General features: G+C 33.2%; 17 protein-coding genes, 1 tRNA gene and 1 rRNA gene. 12 read left to right on the top strand and 7 right to left on the bottom strand.

Features of this window, described 5'->3' with window-relative positions:
- Together rrf and U6A24_RS05900 are read left to right on the top strand one after the other, a co-directional pair.
- Positions 1-86: ribosomal RNA gene (rrf, locus tag U6A24_RS05905) — 5S ribosomal RNA — on the top strand; the annotation flags it as partial.
- Between the two features lie 126 nt (positions 87-212).
- The gene (locus U6A24_RS05900) at positions 213-716 is read left to right on the top strand and encodes a TlpA family protein disulfide reductase (protein ID WP_324179005.1); all 504 of its coding nucleotides are present in this window, start codon (positions 213-215) and stop codon (positions 714-716) included.
- 64 nt (positions 717-780) lie between these two features.
- Here the strand turns inward: U6A24_RS05900 and U6A24_RS05895 are convergent, their stop codons facing one another.
- Entirely contained in the window at positions 781-1,923 is a 1,143-nt protein-coding gene (locus U6A24_RS05895) for an acyl-CoA dehydrogenase (RefSeq protein WP_324179004.1), read from the bottom strand.
- Between the two features lie 452 nt (positions 1,924-2,375).
- On the opposite strand from U6A24_RS05895, the gene U6A24_RS05890 reads away from it, so the two are divergent.
- The 8 genes from U6A24_RS05890 to U6A24_RS05855 all read left to right on the top strand — a co-directional run bounded on the left by U6A24_RS05890 (position 2,376) and on the right by U6A24_RS05855 (position 10,114).
- Complete coding sequence (locus tag U6A24_RS05890; RefSeq protein WP_324179003.1) at positions 2,376-3,602, top strand: Glu/Leu/Phe/Val dehydrogenase dimerization domain-containing protein; 1,227 nt, start codon at positions 2,376-2,378, stop codon at positions 3,600-3,602.
- A 32-nt stretch (positions 3,603-3,634) separates the two neighbouring features.
- Entirely contained in the window at positions 3,635-5,161 is a 1,527-nt protein-coding gene (gene nhaB, locus U6A24_RS05885; protein ID WP_324179002.1) for a sodium/proton antiporter NhaB, read from the top strand.
- A 71-nt stretch (positions 5,162-5,232) separates the two neighbouring features.
- On the top strand, positions 5,233-5,931 hold the full coding sequence (locus tag U6A24_RS05880; protein ID WP_324179018.1) for a MotA/TolQ/ExbB proton channel family protein: 699 nt from the start codon (positions 5,233-5,235) through the stop codon (positions 5,929-5,931).
- A gap of 1 nt (position 5,932) precedes the next feature.
- Complete coding sequence (locus U6A24_RS05875) at positions 5,933-6,325, top strand: ExbD/TolR family protein (protein WP_324179001.1); 393 nt, start codon at positions 5,933-5,935, stop codon at positions 6,323-6,325.
- Position 6,326: 1 nt separating this feature from the next.
- Positions 6,327-7,223 (top strand): cell envelope integrity protein TolA, encoded by an 897-nt coding sequence (locus tag U6A24_RS05870; protein ID WP_324179000.1) that lies wholly within the window; start codon positions 6,327-6,329, stop codon positions 7,221-7,223.
- A gap of 7 nt (positions 7,224-7,230) precedes the next feature.
- A complete protein-coding gene (locus tag U6A24_RS05865) occupies positions 7,231-8,448 on the top strand; it encodes a bifunctional folylpolyglutamate synthase/dihydrofolate synthase (RefSeq protein ID WP_324178999.1) in 1,218 nt (405 codons plus the stop codon).
- Between the two features lie 88 nt (positions 8,449-8,536).
- A tRNA-Val gene (locus U6A24_RS05860) sits at positions 8,537-8,611 on the top strand.
- 156 nt (positions 8,612-8,767) lie between these two features.
- On the top strand, positions 8,768-10,114 hold the full coding sequence (locus tag U6A24_RS05855; protein ID WP_324178998.1) for a lanthionine synthetase LanC family protein: 1,347 nt from the start codon (positions 8,768-8,770) through the stop codon (positions 10,112-10,114).
- 39 nt (positions 10,115-10,153) lie between these two features.
- On the opposite strand, the gene U6A24_RS05850 is transcribed toward U6A24_RS05855, so the two are convergent.
- The 6 genes from U6A24_RS05850 to U6A24_RS05825 form a co-directional block, all read right to left on the bottom strand.
- Positions 10,154-12,316: a prolyl oligopeptidase family serine peptidase gene (locus tag U6A24_RS05850; RefSeq protein WP_324178997.1), complete on the bottom strand. Its 2,163-nt coding sequence runs from the start codon at positions 12,314-12,316 to the stop codon at positions 10,154-10,156.
- Between the two features lie 162 nt (positions 12,317-12,478).
- Entirely contained in the window at positions 12,479-12,634 is a 156-nt protein-coding gene (locus tag U6A24_RS05845) for a hypothetical protein (protein ID WP_324178996.1), read from the bottom strand.
- Positions 12,635-12,661: 27 nt separating this feature from the next.
- Positions 12,662-12,805 (bottom strand): hypothetical protein, encoded by a 144-nt coding sequence (locus U6A24_RS05840; protein ID WP_324178995.1) that lies wholly within the window; start codon positions 12,803-12,805, stop codon positions 12,662-12,664.
- A 35-nt stretch (positions 12,806-12,840) separates the two neighbouring features.
- Positions 12,841-12,996, bottom strand: a complete 156-nt coding sequence (locus U6A24_RS05835) for a hypothetical protein (protein WP_324178994.1) — start codon at positions 12,994-12,996, stop codon at positions 12,841-12,843.
- A gap of 27 nt (positions 12,997-13,023) precedes the next feature.
- Entirely contained in the window at positions 13,024-13,176 is a 153-nt protein-coding gene (locus U6A24_RS05830; RefSeq protein WP_324178993.1) for a hypothetical protein, read from the bottom strand.
- 152 nt (positions 13,177-13,328) lie between these two features.
- Positions 13,329-15,062, bottom strand: a complete 1,734-nt coding sequence (locus tag U6A24_RS05825) for a helix-turn-helix domain-containing protein (protein WP_324178992.1) — start codon at positions 15,060-15,062, stop codon at positions 13,329-13,331.
- Positions 15,063-16,228: 1,166 nt separating this feature from the next.
- Here U6A24_RS05825 and U6A24_RS05820 point away from each other — a divergent pair.
- Together U6A24_RS05820 and U6A24_RS05815 are read left to right on the top strand one after the other, a co-directional pair.
- Positions 16,229-16,756, top strand: a complete 528-nt coding sequence (locus tag U6A24_RS05820; protein ID WP_324178991.1) for a UpxY family transcription antiterminator — start codon at positions 16,229-16,231, stop codon at positions 16,754-16,756.
- Between the two features lie 13 nt (positions 16,757-16,769).
- A complete protein-coding gene (locus U6A24_RS05815; RefSeq protein ID WP_324178990.1) occupies positions 16,770-25,448 on the top strand; it encodes a non-ribosomal peptide synthetase in 8,679 nt (2,892 codons plus the stop codon).
- Positions 25,449-25,481: the final 33 nt, after the last annotated feature.

Genomic DNA, 25,481 nt, shown 5'->3' with positions numbered 1-25,481 from the left:
CTCACCTCTTACCATTCCGAACAGAGTAGTTAAGCCCGTTAGCGCCAATGGTACTACAATCGTGGGAGAGTAGGTCACCGCCTTCTTTATAAAACCCTCATCTTAACCGATGAGGGTTTTTTTATGCCTGTTTTTTAGCTGTACGAAACTGATAATAAAATCGACAAATATATTATTAAGTATTTTTACAATCAACTTGTAACCTAAAACACATGATTAAAAAACTAGCTCAGTATTTTATTTTTAGTGTGATTATAGCTTCTGGCCTGTTTTATTTATATGTGAAAAACTCGGGAGCAAATAGTGGAGAAATTGCTCCTGATTTTGAAACTACGTTAGTTGATGGCACTCCGTTTAAGTTGTCAGACTTAAGAGGTAAATATGTATTACTTGATTTTTGGGGTTCATGGTGTGCTCCTTGCATAAAGGAAAGTCCAAAGTTGGTTAGTATTCATGAAAAATACCAAGATCAAGTAATTATAGTAACAATAGCTCTAGAGAAAAATGATAAAACTTGGGAAAAGGCTACAGATAAGTTGGGTTATATATGGAAGCATCAAATAGTGGATCAAAACAAATTTGTTTTGATGTCTTCAATAGCTAGAAAATATGGCGTTACAGAAATTCCTGCTAAATTTTTGATTACTCCGGAAGGAAAATTGCTAGGAAAGTACTCTTTTGAAAAAATTGATACTGTATTATCTTCAAAAGATTGATCAATAAAAAAGCCCAGATTGCAACGCTGCAATCTGGGCTTTTGATTTAGAGAATTTTAACTAATTAATCTCTAAGAATACTTCTTGATATTACAATTTTCTGAATTTCACTTGTCCCTTCATAGATTTGAGTGATTTTGGCATCTCTCATTAATCGCTCAACATGATATTCTTTTACAAAGCCATTTCCTCCATGAACTTGTACGGCTTCTACAGCAGTTTCCATAGCTACCTCAGAAGCATATAATTTGGCCATAGCACCCGATAAGTCATAATTTTCATGATTATCCTTATCCATAGCAGCTCTGTAAACTAACATTCTCGCTGCTTCAATTTTAGTATGCATATCGGCAAGTTTAAATGCAATTGCTTGGTGATTCATAATTTCTGTTCCAAAAGCTTTGCGCACTTTAGAGTATTCCTTTGCCAGCTCATAGGCGCCAGCTGCAATTCCTAATGCTTGTGCAGCGATCCCGATACGACCACCGGCCAATGTTTTCATAGCAAATTTAAAACCAAACCCATCTTCTCCAATACGATTTTCTTTCGGAACTTTAACATCATTAAAGATAAGAGAGTGAGTATCACTACCTCTGATTCCTAGCTTATCTTCTTTTGGTCCAACTTCAAATCCTTCCCACCCTTTTTCTACAATGAAAGCATTAATACCACGGTGTCCTTTTTCTCTGTCGGTTTGTGCGATTACCAAATAATAATCTGCACTTCCACCGTTGGTAATCCAGTTTTTGGTTCCGTTTAATATATAATGATCTCCCTTGTCAATTGCGGTTGTTTTTTGAGAGGTTGCATCGCTTCCAGCTTCGGGCTCAGATAAACAAAAAGCACCGATAGATTCACCAGTGGTAAGCTTAGAAAGGTATTTGGCCTTTTGCTCTGGTGTCCCATATTCATCAAGACCCCAACATACCAAAGAATTGTTTACAGATACAATTACAGAACAGGAAGCGTCTACTTTTGATAACTCTTCCATAACAAGTACATAGGATAAGGTATCCATTCCGCCACCGCCATACTCTGGAGAAGCCATCATTCCTAGAAAACCAAGTTCTCCCATTCTTTTGACTTGATCGGTAGGAAATTCTTGTTTGTTATCACGCTCTATAACGCCTGGAAGTAATTCAGCTTTTGCAAAATCACGAGCAGCGTCTCGTATCATTAATTGTTCTTCGGATAATTTAAAGTCCATATTTTGATATAATTTACTGTGCGTGCATAACACGCAATTCGTACTTTTTGATGAAAATAAATCTGGATAACCCCAGTATTTTTAATAATTCAACAAATATAAGCTATAATATGATAGTTTTAGTGTTTTTTTTGTTTTTTGATAAAAACATGTTTTGAGAATTTTAATACTAAAAATTTTGATTGCTTTTTCATGAATAAATGATAATTCAAATGGTGAAGTATACTTCATTTTTTAATTATTATAATTTTATTTTTATTTAAGCATTTGCCATATTTAGTTTTTTATATTTGTGAGGTTACTTTTTTACTATCATTTCTATGTAATTTAATACGCTTGTAATATGAATCAACTCTAACCTCCCAAGGGAGGATTACTTTAATTTAAACACGGAAGGGCAATTTTGATAGTTGCTGAAGTAAAAAGTTATTTTATGAGTTGAAATTTTATAAATGAAAGATTTATTAAAAAAATACGAGAATAAAACACCAGAAATAATTTTTAATTGGAAGGATTCTGAAACTGAAGCAGAAGGTTGGACGGTTATTAATTCTCTTAGAGGTGGAGCAGCTGGTGGAGGAACCAGAATGCGAAAAGGCCTGGATATGAATGAAGTTCTTTCCTTGGCAAAAACTATGGAAGTTAAATTCACCGTTTCTGGTCCAGAAATAGGAGGGGCAAAATCGGGAATTAATTTTGATCCTAATGACCCTCGAAAAAAGGGTGTTTTAAAACGTTGGTATAAAGCAGTTTCTCCTTTGCTAAAAAGCTATTACGGTACTGGAGGAGATCTTAATGTTGATGAAATTCATGAAGTTATACCTATAACTGAAGAGTGTGGAGTTTGGCATCCTCAAGAAGGAGTCTTTAATGGACATTTTCAACCTACTGAAGCAGATAAGATCAATAGAATCGGTCAGTTAAGGCAGGGGGTTATCAAAGTATTGGAAAACACAACTTTTTCTCCTGATGTTTCTAGAAAATATACTGTTGCCGATATGATAACTGGATATGGAGTCGCAGAAGCTGTGAGACATTATTATGACATCTATAGAGGTGATGTTAAAGGAAAAAGAGCTGTAGTTCAAGGCTTTGGAAATGTAGGATCAGCAGCGGCGTATTATCTTTCTGAAATGGGGGCCAAAGTTGTTGGGATTATAGACCATGCAGGAGGTTTGATTAAAGAAGATGGTTTCTCTTTTGAAGAAATTAAGGATTTGTATCTTAATAAGAAAGGAAACAAGTTATACCATGATACGTTAATTCCTTTTGAAGAGTTAAATGAAAAAATTTGGTCATTACCAACAGAAATTTTCGCCCCTTGTGCGGCATCTAGATTAATTACCAAAGCTCAAATTACACAAATGATTAATGCAGGTTTGGAAGTGATATCTTGCGGTGCCAATGTTCCTTTTGCAGATAAGGAAATATTTTTTGGCCCTATTATGGAGTATACCGACGAAAAAGTAAGTCTTATCCCCGATTTTATTTCCAACTGTGGTATGGCTAGAGTGTTTGCTTATTTTATGGAAAGAAAAGTACAAATGACCGATGAAGCAATTTTTATGGATACTTCAGAAACTATAAAGAAAGCAATTCAAAACACTTACAATAACAATCAAACAAAAACTAATATAAGTAAAACAGCATTTGAGATAGCTCTTAAACAGCTGTTATAATATTAATAGTATATAATAACCAAGTACACACTATGTTCAAGTATTTTCTAGGTAATAGTCCGAAATGGTTCAAAGCTGTGATGATCGGATTTTTAATTTTCAATGTATTTTCTTATTTCGTATTAGGAGCAACCATTACAGCCTGGTTGTTTATTGGTGAGTTTATCTTTACACTGGCTATGGCATTAAAATGTTATCCGCTACAGTCTGGAGGAATTTTGGCTATCGAAGCATTAGTATTAGGATTAACACATCCTATGTATAAACTAGATCACGGTAAAATCATGCACGATGAACTAGGAAAGGGAATTAAAGGGGGAGTGCTTCTAGAAGTAGAGCAAAACCTTGAAGTAATTCTTCTACTTGTTTTCATGGTTGCCGGGATTTATTTCATGAAGCCTTTGTTGATGTATATATTCAGTAAGGTATTTACAAAAATCAGATCGAAAATGATTTTGTCTTTACTGTTTGTATTTCTTTCGGCTGTACTTTCGGCATTTTTGGATGCATTAACGGTTACTGCTGTATTGATTAGCGTTGCAGTTGGGTTTTATGGAGTTTATCACAAAATTCATTCCGGTTCTGGGGATTATGATGAAAGTGGAGTGCTGGATAGAAAAGAATTAAGTGGAGAAACACTTGAGCAATTTAGAAGCTTCTTAAGGAGTTTAGTGATGCATGGAGTTGTTGGAACAGCTCTTGGAGGAGTTTGCACGTTGGTAGGAGAGCCTCAAAATTTATTGATCGGAGAGCGAATGGGATGGGATTTTATACAGTTTTTCCTAAAAATGGCACCTATTTCATTACCCGTTTTGGTTGCGGGAATGATAACCACAGCAGTTTTAGAATCTACCAGTTGGTTTGGTTTTGGAGCAAAATTACCAGAAGTAGCTCGTAGAATTATAGAGAGTTATACCGAAGAAGAGGATGCAAATCGTTCTGATCAATCAAAATATGGTTTAATTGTACAGGCAATCTCTGCAATACTTCTAATTATAGGTTTGGCTTTGCATTTGGCGCCCGTTGGATTTATCGGGTTAGCGCTAATTATTGTTCAAACTGCTTTTATGGGTATCACCGAAGAGCATCAGTTGGGAAGGGCTTTTGAAGAAGCTTTACCATTTACAGGATTATTGGTGGTGTTCTTTGTAATTGTGGCAATGATCCATGATCAACATCTTTTTACACCCATTATAGACTGGGCATTAAAAATGAATCCTGAAGATCAGCCAGCAATGTTTTATGCAGCCAATGGGATTTTATCGATGATTAGTGATAATGTTTTTGTCGCTACAGTTTATATCGGAGAAGTTAAACAAGCATTTGATAGCGGAGTTATATCTCGAGATCAATTTGAGAAACTTGCTGTTGCTATTAATACGGGTACAAATTTACCTAGTGTTGCAACACCTAATGGTCAAGCAGCGTTTTTATTTTTATTAACCTCCTCTTTGGCGCCATTGATAGGGCTGTCTTATCTAAGAATGGTAAAAATGGCTTTACCGTATACAATTGTGCTAGGGGGTGTTGGTTTATTAGGAATTATATACATATTATAACAAAGAACCACATACTTAACCTACATAAATAACGTTAGTATACTAACACTAAATTAACAAAATCAAAAATGATGTATTTATCTATGCTTGGTGCTATTGCCCAAAATTCTGCACAAATTGAAACCGCCACTGAAGAGAAGTCATTATCGATTATGGATCTTCTTTTAAGTGGAGGTACAGGTGCAGTTGTAATTATTGCAATTCTTTTTGTATTGCTATTTGTTGCCGTATACATATACTTTGAAAGACTTTTTGCTATTAAAGCCGCTTCAAAGTATGACGAAAGTTTTATGAGTAAAATAAGAGATAATGTGGCGAGTGGAAAAATTGAAGCTGCAAAAATCTTGTGTGCTCAAACCAATAGCCCAGTAGCTAGATTGACAGAAAAAGGTATTTCTAGAATAGGCCACTCTCTAGAGGATATAAATAAAGCTATAGAAAATGCGGGCAGACTAGAGGTGTATAAATTAGAAAAAAATGTAAGTATTTTGGCAACTGTGGCAGGAGCGGCACCAATGATAGGTTTCTTGGGAACTGTAATTGGTATGATTTTGGCATTTCATAATCTAGCATCTAGTTCAGGGACTGCAGATATGGGAGTTTTGGCAGAAGGTATTTATACGGCTATGACAACCACAGTTGGTGGATTGGTAGTGGGTATTGTAGCTTATATTGGTTATAACCATTTGGTGGTTCGTACCGATAAAGTTATCCATAGTATGGAAGCAAATGCTGTAGATTTCCTTGATTTGTTAAACGAACCTGCGTAATATGAATTTAAGAGGAAGAAATAAAGTAAGTCCAGAGTTTAGTATGTCATCGATGACAGATATTGTATTTCTGTTGCTGGTATTTTTCTTACTAACTTCTCCGGCCATTACACCAGAGGCATTAGATCTTATATTGCCCAAGGCAAAAGGAAAAAGTTCTAATGTGCAAAATATATCGGTTAGTATTACCAATAAATTGCAGTACTATGTCGATGATGAACGTATTACTCAAAGTAGGCTTGAATCAACCTTGGTTTCTCGCTTACAAGGGCAAAATGAACCTACTATTATCCTAAGAGCAGAAGAAGGTGTTCCCATTGAAAAGGCTGTTGGTGTAATGGATATAGCAAACAGAAATAAGTTTAAAGTAATATTAGCTGTGAAACCAGATTGATATGCTAAAATTAGATACAAAACATAAAAGAAAGTCCTTTGTGCTTACCTTGTTATTGCACATAGGGCTTATTTTTTTGTTATTTTATCTAAGTCTGAACTACATTGTGCCTGAAGAAGAAAGTGGAATTGCCGTTAATTTTGGAACGACTTCTACTGGATCTGGTAAGGTGCAACCCAATAAACCAATCAAGACATCCCCTAAGAATACAGCTCCAGAAGCGACTCCGGTAACACCAGAACCTCAAGAAGATTCTCCAGAGATTATAGAAGAGGTAGCTACCCAAGAAACCGAGGATGCACCAGTAATTGATAAAAAACCTAAGAAAAAACCTCAAAAAAAGGTTGAAAAACCAATTAAGAATCCGGAAAATACAACAGATCAAAAACTTGTAAAAAATCCAGTAAAGGATAGTCCTAAAAAAAAGGTAGAGGAAAAAAAACCAGACCCCAAACCTGATAAATCTACATTAGATATTCTAAATAGTTTTTCAAACGGCCCAAAAAATGATGGTAAGACAAATGGAGGAGAAGGGAATGATAGATCCCCTGGAGATAAAGGGAGCCCTGATGGTGATCCTAACGCTAGATCTTACTATGGAACGGGAAAAGGGTTAGATGGTGATGGAAATTATCGTTTAGGAGGTCGTAAAGCACTTAATAAAGAGAAATTTGTTCAAGATTGTAATGAATCCGGTATAGTAGTAGTAAAAATAGAGGTAAATCAAAGTGGGAGAGTAGTAAAAGCTACTCCTGGGGTAAAAGGTACCACCAATAGTGCTTCCTGCTTGATGGAACCAGCAAAAAGAGCTGCTTTAGCTACCCGGTTTAATAGTGATTCTAAAGCACCTGTAAAGCAGGTGGGAACAATAATTTATCAGTTTAAACTTTCCGAATAACAGAAAAATGAATTATAGGGAAACCCTGGATTGGATGTTTGCCCAACTACCAATGTATCAACGTCAAGGTGCAAGCGCTTATAAAATAGATCTACAAAACACTATACAATTGGCAGAATATCTTGGAAATCCGCATAAGGATTTTAAAAGTATTCATGTAGGGGGAACCAATGGAAAAGGTTCTACGAGCCATATGCTCGCTTCGATTTTACAAGAATCGGGATATAAAGTAGGATTGTATACGTCTCCACACCTAAAAGATTTTAGAGAACGTATTCGAATCAATGGAAAAGAAGTGTCTCGAGAATATGTAGTCGATTTTGTAGCAAAGCATCGGTTATTCTTTGAGGATAATCAATTGTCTTTTTTTGAAATGACCGTTGGAATGGCCTTTCAATATTTTTCAGAATCAAATGTAGATGTTGCAGTAATTGAAGTTGGATTAGGCGGAAGATTAGATTCGACTAATATAATAACACCCGAGATTTCTGTAATTACAAATATAGGTTTAGATCATACTCGTTTTCTGGGAGATACCCTGCCCAAAATAGCTTTAGAGAAAGCAGGTATTATTAAAGAAAATGTTCCTGTTGTAATTGGTAGGTCAACTTTTGAAACAAAAGAAGTTTTTATAGAAAAAGCAGAAAAGTGTAATAGCAATATATACTTTGCAAAAGAACTTAAAGAAAAGCCTTTCGCGACAGATTTGAAGGGAGAGTATCAAAAAGAAAATATTAGAACGGTATTACAAACTATTTCTGTCTTAAACACTAAGGGATGGGAAATAACCGAAAAATCAATAGAAGAAGGTCTTAATAATGTAGTTTCTAATACGGGTTTATTAGGAAGATGGCAGATCTTACAACAAAACCCAAAAGTTATATGTGATACCGCGCATAATCCAGATGGTTTAAATGTAGTTCTGAAACAGTTATCTGAAGAGGCCAGGGATACTTTGCATATAGTTTTGGGATTAGTTAATGATAAAGACCTCGATTCGATATTAAGTCTTTTTCCCAAAGATGCGATCTACTATTTTGCAAAGCCTGATATCCCAAGGGGATTGGATGAAAAAGAACTAACAAAAAAAGCGTTAGCCTTTAATTTAATAGGCAACGAATATTTTTCGGTTAAAGAGGCGTATGGTGCTGCTTTACAACAGGCTACAGATAAAGATTTAATCTATGTGGGAGGAAGTACATTTGTTGTAGCAGAAATAATTTAATTTTTCTTTGAAATTCTTTTGGTAGACTATAAAACTGTCTTATATTTGCATCCGCAATCAGGAACAAGGATTGTCAAAAAAACATAAAGGGCGCGTAGCTCAGTTGGTTCAGAGCACTTGGTTTACACCCAAGGGGTCAGGGGTTCGAATCCCTTCGCGCCCACAAAAGGTCTTCATTCTTGAAGGCCTTTTTTTATTCCTTTTACCTAAGTACAACCCCGTTGTTATACTACTTATAATTATGTTAATAAATATTGGGACTTGTAAAAATCCATTAGATTTGTGACACACACAAAACAATATTTTATTACCACATTTTATGTCACTGAAGGGCGATTTATTACCAAAGGTTTCTCTATTTATTTTATGCTTCAGTTTTATTAACTGTTCAACCAATCAGAAAAAATATTTTGAAGACGAGGATTGGGTGTCGTTGGCAAAGAAATCTGAAAAATATATACAAACTGCTAAAAGTAGATCTGAGGAAGGTGTAATATGGAAACAAATGCCAGATAGTACATATTCTAAAACGAATGATGCACTGTATAGAGGAAGTTCGGGTATTGTATTGTTTTATTTAGAATTGTTTAATACGACTAGCGATTCTATGTATCTTAATGAAGCAAAACTTGGTGCAGATTACTTGGTAAATACTATTCAAGATACAATTTACAATTCAAAAAAGGTGGGGCTTTATTCGGGTTTAGCAGGTATAGGATTTGCTTTAACTGAGGTTTTTAAGACTACGCGTGAAGAAAAGTACAAAAAAGCAGTTTTAAAAACAGTAGACATTTTGGACAGATCGTCAAAAAAATCGTTAACCGGTATACATTGGGATTCTATTACCGATATTGTCTATGGAAGCGCCGGAATAGGACTTTATTTGCAACATGTAGCCGATGAATTGTCTTCAAAAAAAGCTGATAGTCTAGCTATATTAGTAGGAAATGGATTGCTAGATCATGCTGTTCAAGAAGATAAGGGGATTCGCTGGAAAGCTTTTCCTAATGATTCCTATTTTTTTGATAATTTTTCCCATGGAGCTTCCGGAATAGGCTATTTTTTGATTAAAAGCTATGAAAGAACCCAAGATAAAAAGTATTTGGCTGCTGCAATTGGCGCTGGAGATTTTCTTGACTCTATATCTAACGAAAAAGGGTATGTCCCGCATCATTTACCAAATAAGGAGGAATTGTATTATTTAAATTGGTGTAATGGGCCCGTAGGGACCAGTAGGTTTTATTATTTATTATATGAGACTACGAAAGATCAAAAATGGTTAGATAAGATAACATTTTCTGCTAATCATTTAATGCTAGAAGGTATTGATTATAAAGAAACATCTGGTTATTGGAATAATGTTGGAAAGTGTTGTGGAGCCACAGGTGTAGCAGAATATTACCTTTGGCTATTTGAAATCACAGGAAATATAGAATATTTGGAGTTTTCGGAAAAAATGACACAAAGAATTGTTTATCAATCTACCCAAGAAAAAGGTTATATGAAATGGATACATGCGGAAAATCGCAAAAGTCCGGATGTTATTGCAGCCCAAACAGGCCTTATGCAAGGGTCGGCAGGTATTGGGCTTTGGTTCTTACAAATTAACTCTTTTCAAAATCAAAGAGCGGCATTAATTAAGCTGCCAGACACGCCAAAACCTTAAATATTTAAATGGAGATTGACTTTCATGAAGTTTACTGACCTATTTTGGTTGATAATCGGGGTGACCCGTTTGCCAAAATGCAAACGACATTACTGTTGCAAATCGATTGAAACTTTTTAATTTAGTGTTATCAACGCCATGACCAGTATCTTTATTAATTACTAATAAGTTATCGCTATCTGCAGAGTTAGCTCCTTGCATTTTCGCAGCAAATTTGACAGAGAACCATGCAGGTACCCGAGCATCATTTAAACCAGCCATTAATAATGTAGAAGGATATTTTTCGCCATCTTTTATATGATGATAAGCATCCATCTCTAATAAACCTTTAAATTCATTTGGGTTTTTAAGTGCTCCAAACTCTTTTATATTAGTTGCCCCATTGGCTCGCATTTCTGATCTAAGCATGTTTAAAGAGCCAAACTCGATTATAGCAGCTTTAAACAGATCCGGTCGTTCTGTAATAGCTCTTCCAATCATAATTCCTCCAGCACTACCACTCCAAATAGCTAGTTTTTCTTTTACGGTGTATTTATTGTCAATTAAATACTCTGCGCAAGAAATAAAATCTTTCCAGGTATTAGGTTTAGTAGATTTATACCCCCCTTTATGCCAGGCATCACCTTTTTCACCACCACCTCTTACATGGGCGACTACAAAAATACCTCCTTCAAGTACCCAAAGGAGTCTTCTTAAAGAAAAGGCTGGCTTCATCGATATACCATATGCCCCATATCCATCCATCAAAACAAAGTTATTTTTTCCTTTTTTTATATTCTTCTTTCGTAGTATCGAGAGTGGAATTTTTTGACCATCATGGGCATCAACTTCAATTTCTTCTATAATAATATCCTTAAATAAATCATTATTTAATGTTTGATTGAAATCTTTATCAATTAGAGTTCCGCTGGAGTATTCGAATCTTTTGCTATCCGAAATCCAGCCATTTGCCGTGATCCAGAGTTCGGGATAATTTGGCCCTTTTGAAGTAAGGCTTAAGTCTCCGTAAACATGAGGAAGTTTTATCTCTTTTCTAGACGCATTTTCTAGTTTAAACAAAGATGCTTTTACTCCATTTTTGCTTGTAACAAAAAACAACCCTTCTTTTGTGATCTTGAAATCGGTTATAACTTCTTCTTTGTTCTCTTCAACCAATATTTTAGGATTATCGAAGTCGGGTTTTTTTATTGAAGTAATGCAGATTTTAAAGTTTGGTGCGTTCTTCGAAGTTTGATAAATGATAGAATCACCTTTTAAAATTACACTTTTAACCTGATCTGATTTTTTGAATAAGGGTTTCCAATTTTTAGTATTGATTTCCTCTAAAGGCAAATAATAAGAATTATAATAGCTACCCGCTCCTGGAGTTTTTCCAATAAGGTATTTATCTTTTCGATTTTCTAGAAGAATAATTGGAAAATCTTCTTTTTTCAATTCCAATTTGGGGTTATTGCTTCTAGAAAATATCTCTTCAATGCTTTTTGGATCACGCCCTAATTTATAGATTACAGATTTAGTATTTTCCAAAAAATTGGTCGAAGTATGGTCTGTCGAAGTATAATGAAGATAGATAAAACCTGAGTTGTCTGGTAACCAATTCACCCCACCACTATTAGAAGGCCAGACATTATTTATTGTTTCTGGATAGATACTTTTTGAAGAAACATCGATAACAATCATTTCCGAGATTTCTTTCCCTTTTTTTGTTAGGCTCACCACAATTTTAGTACCATCCCAATTTGGTTTTATATAATTGATCACGTATTCTATATTAGAACTTGGATTGAAGTTTTCGGGGTTATATAATAACTGCTCTTTACCCGAGAAAGTTTTTCGGTAATATAGTTTGGGAACATTTTCGTTTGGTAATCGCTTTAAGTAAAAATAAACATCATTTTCGGTAACTGCGAGTTTTGATATTACGAATGCCTTTTTTTGATCAAATTCTATTTGGCGATTTATTAAATACTGTTTTTTCTTTATCGAATTTAAAAAACCATTTGACACTTTATTTTGTTTGTTGATCCAGTCTTTTACTATTGGAGATTCTAGATCTTCTGCATACCTATAGGGATCTTCGATTTTTGTACCATGATATTCATCTACTACGATGGCTTTGGGCAAAAGATTCGTTTTACTTTGTGATTTTGATAGAAATGACAGCAACATAAGAACCAAAATAAGGACAAAATTGATATTCATAATTCTATAGAAAAGTATTAGAATTGATTTTCATTGATAAGTATTGAAAAAAAGATTATCCTTTCATAATTATGAAAGGATAATCTTTTTTAAGTTATATTGTTTATCACCATTGTCTTTAAATAATAATCATATTTGAAGTTTTTTGGGATAATACTATTTTTAACACATGCATCGCGTTTCAAATGTATCTGTTTCGGGGTCCAGGTAAGCCATGGCTCCACCTTTAACCTTTTCTGGATTTGTAAGTTTTGAGATTTTTAATTTTTTTAAACTAAGCTTTTTTTGATCTTGATTCTGTTTGTGTGATTTTTTCATGATTTTGTTGAGTAATTGAAATAAAAATTAACATCTAGTATTAAATGTATCTGTTTCGGGATCCAGGTAAGCTATGGCACCGCCTTTCACTTTTCCAGGATTCGAGAGTTTTGTTATTTTCAGTTTCTTTAAATTCAGTTTTTTCTGATTCTGTTTATTTGATTTTTTCATAAGATTATAAAAAGATAAACAATGATAATCTCACGTTAACAAAATGTATCGGTAGTATCTGTTGTTGCAACATTGTTTATATGATCATTTGCCCCTCCTTTTATACAAATCAAATTATTTAATTTTGTTATTTTCAATTTTTTAAGTGCAAGCTTTTTTTGACCCTGATTTTGATTGCGTGATTTTTTCATTGACTTAATATTTTAATTAAAGTATGTCTAACAATTTGTGAAAGTATCAGTTCCTATATCGGTAGTCATAAAGACTGCTGCACCTCCTTTGATAGATTCTAGATTCGTAAGTTTTGAGATTTTTAATTTTTTAAGTGTAATTTTTTTTTGACCTTGATTTTGATTGTGTGATTTTTTCATGTCTGTACTATTTTATATTGATTAATGATTCTACTAATGTATATATTAATCAAATAAATAGGTGATAATAATAAAGGATTTAGTCTGGTTTTCAGGAATTAACTTGTCTGTTTTCAGGAATTCACATTTTTAAAACACTGATAAACAGTATTTTATGCTATTTCTTGAGTTTTGCTGTTTTGAGTTTGTTTTTCAAGTTGTTTCAGGAAGAAAGAGGGGTAAATTCCCGTAGTTTTGTAGAAAGATTTCGAAAAAGCCTCAGTAGTATTAAAACCTATCTCGTTGGCAATTGCCTTGATCGTGTATTTTCTAAATTTACGATTGGATTTTAGTTCCTCGACAACATACCCAATACGTAATTCGTTTACATAATTACTGAAACTTTTGTTTTTATGAATGTTGATTACTTTGGATAGATATTTAGAGTTCGTTTTAAATTGTTTGGATAAACCGCTAACCGTTAAGTTTGGTGTCAAAAATTCTTTGTTTTTTTCAAAAGCAGAAAGGTTTTTTAGGATATCATTGACTATTATTTCGGAAATTCCAATACCATCTTGCTCGTTTTTATAACTCCTTTTTGTAAGCGTATTTTTAGTGTTATCTACAACTGGATTTTTATCATTCAATAATTCTAAAAACCTATTCTTATATGTTTTTTTCTTTTGATCATTTCGAATCAAGATTATTATAAGTAACAAGGATGTTATAGATAATAGAATAACAAAAATAACTTTGGTTTTGTTAGTCTTTTCTAAAGAGTTGATTATTTCTTGTTTTTCTAACATTAAGTTAGGAGTTGAGTATTCTTCGTTTATTTGTCTTGATAAATATCTAAAATCATTATCGAGAATGCTATCAACAGATAATAACTTATCGATATAGAAAAGTTGTTTTTCGGTATTTTCTTGCTCTTTATAATACCTAATTAGTAGCTCATAAGTATTTCTTATAGAAGGAAAGAAATATTGCTTAGAAAAAGCGAAAGAATCAACGGCTTTCAAATGGTGGATGGATTTTTCATAATCACTTTGTTCAAAATATATTTTTCCTAGGAAAAAATCTGCCCGCACTAGGGTTCCGTTACTTTGTGTTCTAAAAGTGCTTATTTTCTTTAATTTATTAATACTGTCTAGGCCCTGCTGATATTGTTTTTTGTGATAATGAGTAATTCCAGAAGACAAGAGAAGCCTCCCATAAAGTGAACTGTCCTTGGAATGTAATGAAGATCTTACCGCTTTTTTGTTAATAGCATAAGCAGAATCATACTTTTTGTTTCCATTATGCGCATCGCCTAGTGCATACAATGATTTTATATAATCATACTCATACTTCTGGTCTTGATCAAATTTATTTTTATAATACGCAACAATAGATCGCAAGTCGTTTGAACTTTCTTGGTATTCTCCTAGGTTACTTTTTAAAATTGCAATAAAATATTTGGTCTTAAACTTTTGATCAATGTTTTCATTTTTATTGGCATACAAATTTGCTTGTATCAATTCGTCCTTGGATTTTTGATATTCTCCTTTTGATCCAAAAATTCGGGCTTTTAAGAGATGTGCTTCCGCCGGGTAGACGTAGTTATCTTTTTCTTTTGTGAGCCTTATAACACTGTCGGCATAGATTAGTGCTTTTTCGTTAGATGATATGGTTGCAAGCATATAGTATCCATCTGCTTGCCTTGAAATATTGTTTTCAAGTTTTGCTTTTAAAAGAAAAGCTTTTGCATAAATTTTTGATTTTATTGAGTCTTTGGTATGTTTTTGAAAATATTTGGTGAGTGTATCGTAGTCTTTTTTTGCCTGTTCCGAAACAACTTGCCCAGTCATTTGATTAAGAACAAAGAAGCCGAGAAATACAATAGTTTTATATGTTAAATTCTTCATTTTCTATAACTGATTTCAATAATAATTAAGCAATTAGACATTCTCTGCTTACTATTTAATTTAAAAAAACAGGATACGTTCTAATGTTATTAATTATATTTTCAATATAAACCTTATGTCTTATCTCATAATACATACATAACGGATAAAAATAGTATTTAGTCCCAAAATGAACCATTTTATTAATGTTTCTTTTTTTGGTTGTTCATTGGAGCAAGCTGCATAGGACTTAGACTAAGTAACATTTATATTTGTTTAACCGGTTTTAAGTTTAAAGTTTGGAGCATTATTTATATAGGAAGTATATCTTGTCTTTTTTCATTACAAATGAAATGCGGTGAGACAAAATTCCATAAAAAATGTTTGAATTTTTGTGTTTCAAAATAAGTATTAATAAGCCCCTGGTTAATATCATACAAATATACAGTTTTCTAGAGAACCCCATTATTTGGCAATAATAGGCTCAGGTACATCTTATTTGAGTTTTAATGGTTTATTTCTATAAGTATATTCCATTAATGTATTTGAAGACAATTTAGGTGAAAAGTATTTGCGCAGGATAAAATTTTTGTGTTCATCATTTAATCAAATAGGTTTTAAATTAATGTTAATGAATAGAGTGTGTATGTTAACAAAACATAGCATAATTAAATGATTTTCCACTCAAAACTTTTTCGGTTTGATAAAGTGTGTTTTCAGATGAATTTAAACATATTTGTTTTTAAATAATTGATAATCAATATTTTAATATATATGTTTTATCTCCTAATTCCGGGAATTAAGGGTCTTTATTCCTGAAAACGGACTGCAATAACTTGTTTGGAGCATTAGTTTTAATTTAAGTTTGTATTAAGGCAAGATCATAACAATTTCTTTAATAGAATTATTGATTTTTTAAAATGGTATTAATTTAAAGTTCAATTTTGAGATTTAAATTGCTCAAAATTTATTGCCATAACAAGAAAGCTGTTTTATGATATAAAGATTATATCGTATAAGCTCTACTAGATTTTACATAATGTATTTTTTTATTTGGCAAGTACACTATGTGAGTCGAGGAAGCGAAGCTGTATTCTTTTTTTAGCTTTCTTTCACATTATTCGATTACACAAATTTTTTCACTTATAGAAAGTAGCTATCAAGTTATTTTCAAAACTTAAATATTCATGGGCAAACTTCTTAAAACCGGGTGGTATGTTCTTTATGTTCGATCACGCCACGAAAGAAAAGTTGATGATCTTCTTAAAGAGAATCAACTAGAATCTTTTCTACCTATGATCACAACCATTAGAAGATGGAGTGATCGACGAAAAATGATCAAACTTCCTCTTTTTCCTTCTTACGTCTTTGTTAAGATAAACTCATCTATGGACTTCCATAAAGCTGTCTCTATAGAAGGGGCCTGCACATTCATAAAATTTGGAAATGAATATGCCAGAGTGAGCGAAGAAGAAATACTTAAAATTAAGTTGTGTATAGGTTCTGATGAGCTGTCAGACATTAAAACCTCGGGAAAACTATTAAGAGTTGGAGAGAATAAAGTCATTAATTCAGGCTCACTAAGTGGCCTGGAATGTGAGATTTTAAAAATTAATAATGCCAACAAAATTATAGTTAGAATTAATTCTTTGCAGCAAAATATCATAGCTTCAATTCCTTCCTATCACTTAGTAAGTCTAGGTAATATAGCATAACTTCATAATTAAGATGAATTCAATTCAGAAAAAAATAGCTACGAATTATTGGCGCGAAAAACTGAGATATAATACTTCTACAGATTCTACTTTAAGTGCCAATACGTGTTATGCATCTACTGCAAGTATTTTAATAGAAGAGCAGAGTTTACAGTATTTTTATAAACTTACTTCCAAAAATCACATCGTAGAGTTTACTGTTTTATTGTCTCTTTTCAATGTGCTATTACAACGCTATTTTGAGGAATGTGATTTAGTATATTCAAACGGCATAATGGCCAATGATGAAACGCCTCTTTTGTTCTCTTTTAATTCTATTGAAAAGAAAAAATTAAAGAATTTTCTTCAAGAAGTTAAACTAGAAGTTCAAGAGGTATATAAACATAAAGAGTATAACAATACATCATTTCAAAAAGATACTTTTGGTACTTATACTCCTTTTGGATTTGTGTACAATAACGAAGCAGAAAGCAATGCCTCATTTTCTATAACAATACAAAAAAACGAAAACCAAAGTTTAGAATTTTTGATCTCGTATGCAGAAACTTTTGTGGGAAATGAATTTGCCGAGAATTTTTTACAAAAATTTGTGTCTTGGGTTAAAAATCTAGAGACCAATCTCGAAGTATTGGCAACCGAAATACCAATATTGTTTGATGAGGAAAAGGCCGCTCTTTTATCACAATCAGTAAGCACTAATAACTTCAATACCTTTGAAAACCAAACTATTATTTCTCTTTTTGAAGCGCAGGCTACAAAAACACCAAGTAAAGTTGCTATAGAATTTGAAGAAAACGTTTTGACTTATAAACAGTTAAACGAAAAATCAAATGCCCTAGCTCATTATCTGAGGAGCGAAAAGGGAATAGTTAAAGGAGATTTTGTAGGTGTAAAATTATCCAGAACCGAATATTTGATAGTTTCTCTTTTGGCTATACTTAAAGCTGGTGCGACTTATGTTCCCATTGATGTTAATTATCCAGAGGAACGTATTTCTTATATTGAAAACGATAGTAATTGTAAGTTGGTAATCGACAAAGATGAATTGAATGCATTCCTAAACAAATTTAAAGCGAATGAAAAAGAAAATTTGCTGCTTCAAAGCACTTCTAATGATTTAGCATACATCATTTACACCTCTGGCACTACGGGTAATCCCAAAGGAGTTATGATTACCCATAAAAATGCGGTTGCGTTGATTAATTGGGCAAAAGAGGAATTTAAGAATACAAATTTTGAAGTGGTATTTGCAGCTACTTCTCATTGCTTTGACTTATCCATTTTCGAATTCTTTTACACCCTATCTATTGGTAAAAGAATTAAGTTATTAGATAACTCTTTAGAGATAGGTAAGTCTCTCAAAGATCACAAGAATATATTGTTAAACACAGTGCCTTCAAGTATTAGGAATATACTTGAGGGCGGTTACGATCTTAGTAATGTAAGTGCCGTGAATTTGGCCGGAGAACCATTCCCAGTAGATATCGCTCAAAAACTTTTAACATATGACCTAGAGGTGAGAAACCTATATGGCCCTTCTGAAGATACTACGTATAGTACCAATTACAAACTATCAAGAGATAAAGAGTATAGAACTTCGATTCCTATTGGAAAACCTATAACCTACACCCAAGCATATGTCTTGGATAGGAATAAACAATTACTTCCATATGGAGCCGTAGGAAAGCTCTATGTTACTGGAGCAGGAGTGGCAAAAGGATACCTTAATCGCCCAGAATTGACAACCGAGAAGTTCTCCAAGGACCCTTTTTGCGATGGTCAATTTATGTATGATACCGGAGATATGGCAAAGTGGTTGCCAGATGGAAATATCGAATTTTTAGGAAGAAAAGATCATCAGGTTAAACTGCGAGGATATCGTATAGAATTGGGAGAAATAGAAACGGCTATTTCGCAATTTTCTGATGATATTCTGCAAGCCGCAGTAACCGTCAAAAATGTAAAGGATGTAGATGTATTGGCTGGATATTATGTAGAGAATAAAGTTGTTAATAAATCTGAATTAAGATCTTATTTACAAGAACAGCTTCCTTCGTATATGATTCCAGGTCATTTTATTGTCATAGATGAGATACCTCTTACGGCCAATGGAAAGGTTAATAAAAAAGCATTGCCAGAGATTGATACCGTCGATGTTATAAGAAATGACTATGTGGCTCCAACAAACAAGACTGAAGAAAAACTAGTTGATTTATGGGAGGAAATAATTGGGATTAAGAATATTGGGATTAAAGACAACTTCTTTGAGTTAGGAGGGCACAGTTTAATGATTTCTCTACTTATCAATAGGGTTCAGGAAGAAATGAGTAAAACGATACCTTTTAGAACCTTCTATTCGAACCCTACCATAGAAAACATTAGTAAATCTTTATACAAAGAAGAATTTGAAAGGATTGAAAAGGTTTCAGTTTCTGATTCTTACCCAATAACGGCATCCCAAAATCGATTATGGTTATTAAGTCAATTGGAAGGAGGAGACCAGGCGTATCATGTTACTAGTGGATTATCCTTGAAAGGGAAGCTCGATGTTAACGCTTTAAAGAAAGCATTTAACTATGTTGTAAATAGACATGAGGTTTTAAGAACTGTTTTTACCACCAGTGAAGATGGAATAGTACAACAGTGTATTTTACCCGAATCTAATTTTGAGGAGACTCTCAGTTTTAAAGATTTTTCGAAACTAAGTTCTGCATATGATGAAGTTGAAGATTATATAAAAGAGAAGTTAAGTATTACATATGATCTTTCAAGAGGACCTTTATTTAATGCTTCAATTATTCAGGTTAATGAAGCAGAATTTGTATTCTTCCTTTCCATGCATCATATTATAAGTGATGGCTGGTCTATGGAAGTTCTAACCTCAGAGCTGGTAGAATGTTATTTGCAACTAGAGTCCGGTAAAATACCTTCGTTACCAAATCTTCCTATTCAGTTTAAAGATTATACTGCATGGTTAGCTAAAAAGCATTCATCTACATTAGGGATATCTTCCGAAGAATATTGGATTAACAATTTTAAAGGAGAATTACCAGTCTTACAATTACCTAGTTTTAAGAATAGGCCTTTAGAAAAAACTTATTCTGGGAAAGATGTCAGCTATACATTTTCTGAAGAGGTATTGGCAAAGTTAAAAAGCTTTTCAAAGCAACACCATGTCACTTTGTTTATGACATTAATGGCAGCGGTAAAAGCGTTACTTTGTAAATATACCAACCAAAAAGATATTATCGTTGGTACACCTATAGCAGGTAGAGAACACCCTGATCTTGAACAACAAATAGGGTTGTATATCAACACCTTGGCCATTAGAACTCAAATTGCAACCGGAAATAGCTTTTTGGATGTATTACGACAAGAGAAACAAAAAGTATTAGAAGCATTTGTACATCAGGAATATCCATTCGACAAACTTATTGAGAAGCTTGATGTAAAAAGAGATCCTTCTCGATCTCCATTGTTTGAGGTTATGGTGGTTTTGCAAAACCATCAGCAATTATCCAAATTTAAGAACAGAAGAACCCCAGAAGGTATAGTGATAAATGAGTTTTCACTAGAACGGGAGATTTCGCAATTCGATTTGTCTTTTGCATTTTTAGAAAAAGAAGAACTTTTATTAACCGTTACATTTAATACAGATATTTATGATGAGTTTTTTATAACCAACATATTTTCTCATTTAGAAACCCTTTTGACGCAAGTAACGACTTCGCCAGATATTTTAATAGATGAAATTGATCTTCTGGGTGTCGAAGAGAGAAATAATATATTGGTTGATTTTAATAAGACTACAGCCAATTATCCAAAGGACAAAACAATCGTTGATGTATTTGTTGAACAGGTTAATGAAAATCCAACACAAGAAGCACTTGTTTTTAATGAAATTAAACTGACATATCTTGAACTAGATAAAATATCCAATCGTCTGGCAAATTACTTACTTGCAAAATATGATATAAAAACTGAGGACTTAGTTGGAATAAAATTGGATCGAAGCGAATGGTCAGTAATATCGATTTTGGCCATTTTAAAAACAGGCGCGGCTTATGTTCCTATAGACCCAGAGTATCCAAAGCAACGAATTGAATATATCGAGAAAGATTGCAACTGTAAAGTTATTGTAGACAAAAATCTCTTAGAAGCTTTTGATAAAACACAGAATGGTAAAGATTCCTTGCCAAAAGTAGTTTTGGAGCCTAATAACCTTGCTTACATAATTTACACTTCAGGATCTACAGGAAAACCTAAAGGGATTTTGGTAGAACATAAGTCAGTTGTTAGATTAGTTAAGAATACGAATTATATTGAAGTTGCCAAAAAAGATACGATTTTAGGGTTATCCAGTTTCTCTTTTGATGGTTCTACTTTTGATATGTTTATGCCGCTTCTTAATGGAGCAAGTTTTGTAGTGGCTGCAAAAGATATTTTCTTGAACCTGAACAAATTTGATAATTTATTACGGGCTCATAATGTAAATAGCTTTTTTATAACCACCGCCTTGTTTAATACTATAGTAGAATCGGAATTAGGGTATGTAAAAAATTTAAAGTATGTTTTGTTTGGAGGTGAACAAGTCTCTGTAAAACATGTAAGAAGATTTAAAGAATTATATCCCAATGTTAAACTGCATCATGTATATGGCCCTACCGAGAACACTACTTATTCTACATATTATCCGGTTGATGATCTAGAGGACAATATTCAAACGATACCCATTGGGGCAGGAATTTCGAACAGTACTTGTTATGTGTTAGATAATAAGCTTAGTCCTGTTGCGGTAGGGGTTACTGGAGAAATTTATTTAGGAGGTGATGGTTTGGCAAGAGGGTATCACAATCGTCCAAAACTAACCTCAGAGAAATTTATTAATCATCCTTTTGTAAAAGGACAAAAACTCTATAAAACAGGGGATTTGGGAAGGTGGACATCCAAAGGGATGATTGAATTCATGGGCAGGAAGGATGATCAAGTCAAAATAAGAGGATATCGCATTGAACTTGGAGAAATCGAAAAAGCTTTGATTTCGCAAGATAAAATAGAAAAGGCTGTAGTTGTTGTTGCAAATGAGAAAACGAATCCAGCGATAGTGGCTTATATTGTTTCTAGTAAAACTGTTGATTATACCGAGTTAAGTAATAGTCTTAGTACAGAATTACCATCGTTTATGATTCCTAACTATTACATTAATATAGATTCGATACCCTTAACTATTAATGGGAAAATTGATAAGAAAAAACTACCAAAAGTAACAATAGAGAATACTACTTATCATAATTATAAGGCGCCTGTTACCAAAACACAAATTGAATTGGTTGCTATATGGCAGGATGTTCTTCAAAAAGAGAATATAGGAGTTGCCAATAATTTCTTTGAATTAGGAGGGCATAGTTTGATGATTTCTCAAATCATTAATAGGGTTTATAAAAGAATGGGAAAGTCTGTTTCATATTCTTTTTTCTACAATAATCCTACTATAGAGAAATTGTGTGATACACTTGAAGAAAGACAGTTTTCGCCAATTAATAAAACCACAACGCGTGATTTTTATCCAACGACACCATCACAACAAAGAATATGGTTTTTAAGTCAGTTTGAAACCGACAATCACGCTTACCATATATCTGGAGCCGTGGCTCTATATGGGCAGGTTAATCAAAGCGATTTTGTACGGGCTTTTGAATATGTAATAAATCGACATGAAATATTATACTCTTATTTTAAGAATAACGATGAGGGAATTTTAGAACATGGTATAGCCGATAAATCTGAAGTAAACCTAAGTTTATTAATCAAGGATTTTTCAAATACAAAATCTCCAGATAAATCAGTAAGACATTATATTAAACAAGAGCAAAATAAGGGATACAATCTTTCTGTAGCCCCTTTGTTAAGAGCATCTTTGATTAAGAAAGATAATGACAATTTTGTGTTTTTCTTATCAATGCATCATATCATAAGTGATGGTTGGTCACTAGAGATATTGACTTCAGAAATTATCGAAGCTTACAAACAACTTCAATTGCAAGGTTCATTGTCTTTGCCAGAATTACCAATACAATTTAAGGATTATGCAACCTGGTTGTCAGATAAAACAAATAATGCATCTGCATCTAGAGCATATTGGCTTAGTGTTTTTCAAGGAGAAATACCCATATTGCAACTACCAAGTACAAAAAAACGCCCGTTGATTAAAACATATTCCGGTAATGTTATCACTCATAAGTATTCAAAGGAGTTATTAAACAAGCTTAAGGAATTTTCGCAAAAACATGAGGTTACCTTATTTATGACTTTAATGACTTCAATAAAGACATTGCTCACGCGATATAGCAATCAAGAAGATATTATTGTGGGAACACCGGTAGCTGGTAGAGAACATCCAGATTTAGAATCACAAGTTGGGCTGTACCTAAATACTTTGGCCATTCGAACACACTTGGAAAATGCAGATACTTTTTTAACCCTATTAGGTAGGGAAAAACAAAACTTACTCGGTGCCTACGCTCATCAGGATTTACCATTTGATCTTCTTGTAGAAGAATTAAATTTGGTTCGAGATACTTCAAGGTCTCCTTTATTCGATATCTTGGTTGTATTGCATAATCAGAAACAATTATCTGGTTTTGAAAATAGAAAATCTCTTCCCGACTTTAAAATCAAAGAATATGAATTGAGGACAGATTCTTCACAATTTGATATGTCTTTTTCTTTTGTGGAAGATGAAGATTTATCGTTAAGTATTTCATACAATACAGATATTTATGAATCCTTATTTATAAATACTGTCTTTCTTCATTTGGAAAAGGTATTTCATCAGGTTGTAAGCTCCCCGGAAATTCCACTTAGTGAAATAGAATTTATTACAGATAGAGAAAAGAAACTTGTATTAGAAGAATTTAATAATACCTATTCGGATTATGATGATGAAGCCACCATTATTTCTTTATTTGAAGAACAGGTGTTAAAAACTCCAGATAATGTCGCTATTATATCTCAAGATAATGTTTTGACCTATAAACAACTTAATGAATGCGCAAATCAATTGGCATATTATCTTACGCAAGAAAAAGAAATACTCGAAGGGGATTTTGTTGGGATCAAACTGGCAAGAAATGAGCAATTAATAATCTCATTACTCGCTGTACTTAAAGCAGGTGCTACATATGTTCCTATAGACGTAAATTATCCTGAAGAACGCATTACTTATATAGAAAATGACAGTAATTGCATAATGGTGATAGACGAGGAAATGTTTATTTCCTTTGACAAAGAACAGCAAAACTATTCCAAAGATAATCCTAAGTTTGAGTTTGTTTCATCAGATCTTGCCTATATAATTTATACCTCTGGAACAACTGGAAATCCTAAAGGGGTAATGTTAACTCATAATAATGCTGCTTCTTTTATTAATTGGGCTCAAGACGAATTTGGAAGTACCGATTTTGATATAGTATATGGAGCTACTTCTCATTGTTTTGATCTATCAATTTTTGAGATTTTCTACACACTTTCTACTGGAAAGAAAATAAGACTGTTGGAGAATGCTTTAGAAATGGGAGAATATCTGAACGAGGATCATAAAGTATTGCTTAATACCGTTCCTTCAAGTCTCAGAAATATTTTGGAAAATGGATACGATTTGAGTAATGTAAGTGCTATAAATCTGGCGGGAGAACCTTTCCCAATAGATCTTGCCAAAAACCTCTTAAAACTCGATGTTGAGGTTAGAAACCTTTACGGCCCATCGGAAGATACTACATACAGTACGTTCTATAAATTATCCAAAAGTAAATCGTACACTTCTATTCCAATAGGAAAACCAATAACCAATTCGCAGGTTTATATTTTAGATGAAAATAAGAAGTTAGTACCACCTGGTGTCATAGGAAAGTTATTTGTTTCAGGTAAAGGAGTAGCCAAAGGATATTTGAATCGCTCCGAATTGACTTCGCAGCGTTTTATTAAAAACCCATTCAAGAAAGGTACATATATGTATGATACCGGAGATATGGCCAAATGGCTCGCCGATGGTAATATCGAGTTCTATGGAAGAAAAGATAACCAAGTTAAGCTGAGAGGATACAGAATCGAGTTGGGAGAAATTGAGAATGCAATACTGCAGTTTTCAGAAAATATATCTCAAGCCCTGGTAACGATAAAAGAAGTAAACAAACAAGAAGTATTGGTGGTATATTTTGTAGAGAAAAAGCAGATAACGTTGGAAAAGCTACAACAGTATCTTAAAGAAAAACTACCATATTATATGATTCCTAATCATTTTATGGTTATCAAATCTGTTCCTCTAACACCTAATGGAAAGATTGACCATACCAAACTCCCAGATGTTGAACCTAAAAAAATCACTCAAAAGGAATATGTAGCCCCCAGTAATGATTTTGAAAAACAACTGGCTCACTTGTGGCAAGAAATATTAGAGGTTGAAAAAGTTGGTTTGACAGACAGTTTTTTTGAACTGGGGGGGCATAGCTTGAAAATAACCAAGTTAATCAATGGGATCTATAAAACTTTTAATGTAAAAATCCCGACAAGCACTTTATTTTACAACAGTATTCTTAAAGAACAATCAGATATAATTCAAAGTATTTTGAACCAAGAAAACAAGGTTCAAAATACAGAAATTGAAGATACCGAAATAGAAAAGTTTTCTATATAGAACAATGCAATACGTTTTTTAATTCAACTTTAA

The sequence above is a fragment of the Aquimarina gracilis genome (assembly GCF_035285365.1).
GTDB classification, from domain to species: Bacteria; Bacteroidota; Bacteroidia; order Flavobacteriales; family Flavobacteriaceae; genus Aquimarina; species Aquimarina gracilis.
Note: the sequence above shows the minus strand (reverse complement) of the source record. Positions and strands in the feature narration are given on the sequence as shown.

Coding starts and splice junctions, on each gene's coding strand:
- U6A24_RS05875 (WP_324179001.1), top strand. CDS start 5,933: ATGAATTTAAGAGGAAGAAATAAAGTAAGTCCAGAGTTTAGTATGTCA.
- nhaB (WP_324179002.1), top strand. CDS start 3,635: ATGTTCAAGTATTTTCTAGGTAATAGTCCGAAATGGTTCAAAGCTGTG.
- U6A24_RS05820 (WP_324178991.1), top strand. CDS start 16,229: ATGGGCAAACTTCTTAAAACCGGGTGGTATGTTCTTTATGTTCGATCA.
- U6A24_RS05840 (WP_324178995.1), bottom strand. CDS start 12,805: ATGAAAAAATCAAATAAACAGAATCAGAAAAAACTGAATTTAAAGAAA.
- U6A24_RS05865 (WP_324178999.1), top strand. CDS start 7,231: ATGAATTATAGGGAAACCCTGGATTGGATGTTTGCCCAACTACCAATG.
- U6A24_RS05870 (WP_324179000.1), top strand. CDS start 6,327: ATGCTAAAATTAGATACAAAACATAAAAGAAAGTCCTTTGTGCTTACC.
- U6A24_RS05830 (WP_324178993.1), bottom strand. CDS start 13,176: ATGAAAAAATCACACAATCAAAATCAAGGTCAAAAAAAAATTACACTT.
- U6A24_RS05880 (WP_324179018.1), top strand. CDS start 5,233: ATGTATTTATCTATGCTTGGTGCTATTGCCCAAAATTCTGCACAAATT.
- U6A24_RS05890 (WP_324179003.1), top strand. CDS start 2,376: ATGAAAGATTTATTAAAAAAATACGAGAATAAAACACCAGAAATAATT.
- U6A24_RS05835 (WP_324178994.1), bottom strand. CDS start 12,996: ATGAAAAAATCACGCAATCAAAATCAGGGTCAAAAAAAGCTTGCACTT.
- U6A24_RS05900 (WP_324179005.1), top strand. CDS start 213: ATGATTAAAAAACTAGCTCAGTATTTTATTTTTAGTGTGATTATAGCT.
- U6A24_RS05845 (WP_324178996.1), bottom strand. CDS start 12,634: ATGAAAAAATCACACAAACAGAATCAAGATCAAAAAAAGCTTAGTTTA.
- U6A24_RS05850 (WP_324178997.1), bottom strand. CDS start 12,316: ATGAATATCAATTTTGTCCTTATTTTGGTTCTTATGTTGCTGTCATTT.
- U6A24_RS05825 (WP_324178992.1), bottom strand. CDS start 15,062: ATGAAGAATTTAACATATAAAACTATTGTATTTCTCGGCTTCTTTGTT.
- U6A24_RS05855 (WP_324178998.1), top strand. CDS start 8,768: ATGTCACTGAAGGGCGATTTATTACCAAAGGTTTCTCTATTTATTTTA.
- U6A24_RS05895 (WP_324179004.1), bottom strand. CDS start 1,923: ATGGACTTTAAATTATCCGAAGAACAATTAATGATACGAGACGCTGCT.
- U6A24_RS05815 (WP_324178990.1), top strand. CDS start 16,770: ATGAATTCAATTCAGAAAAAAATAGCTACGAATTATTGGCGCGAAAAA.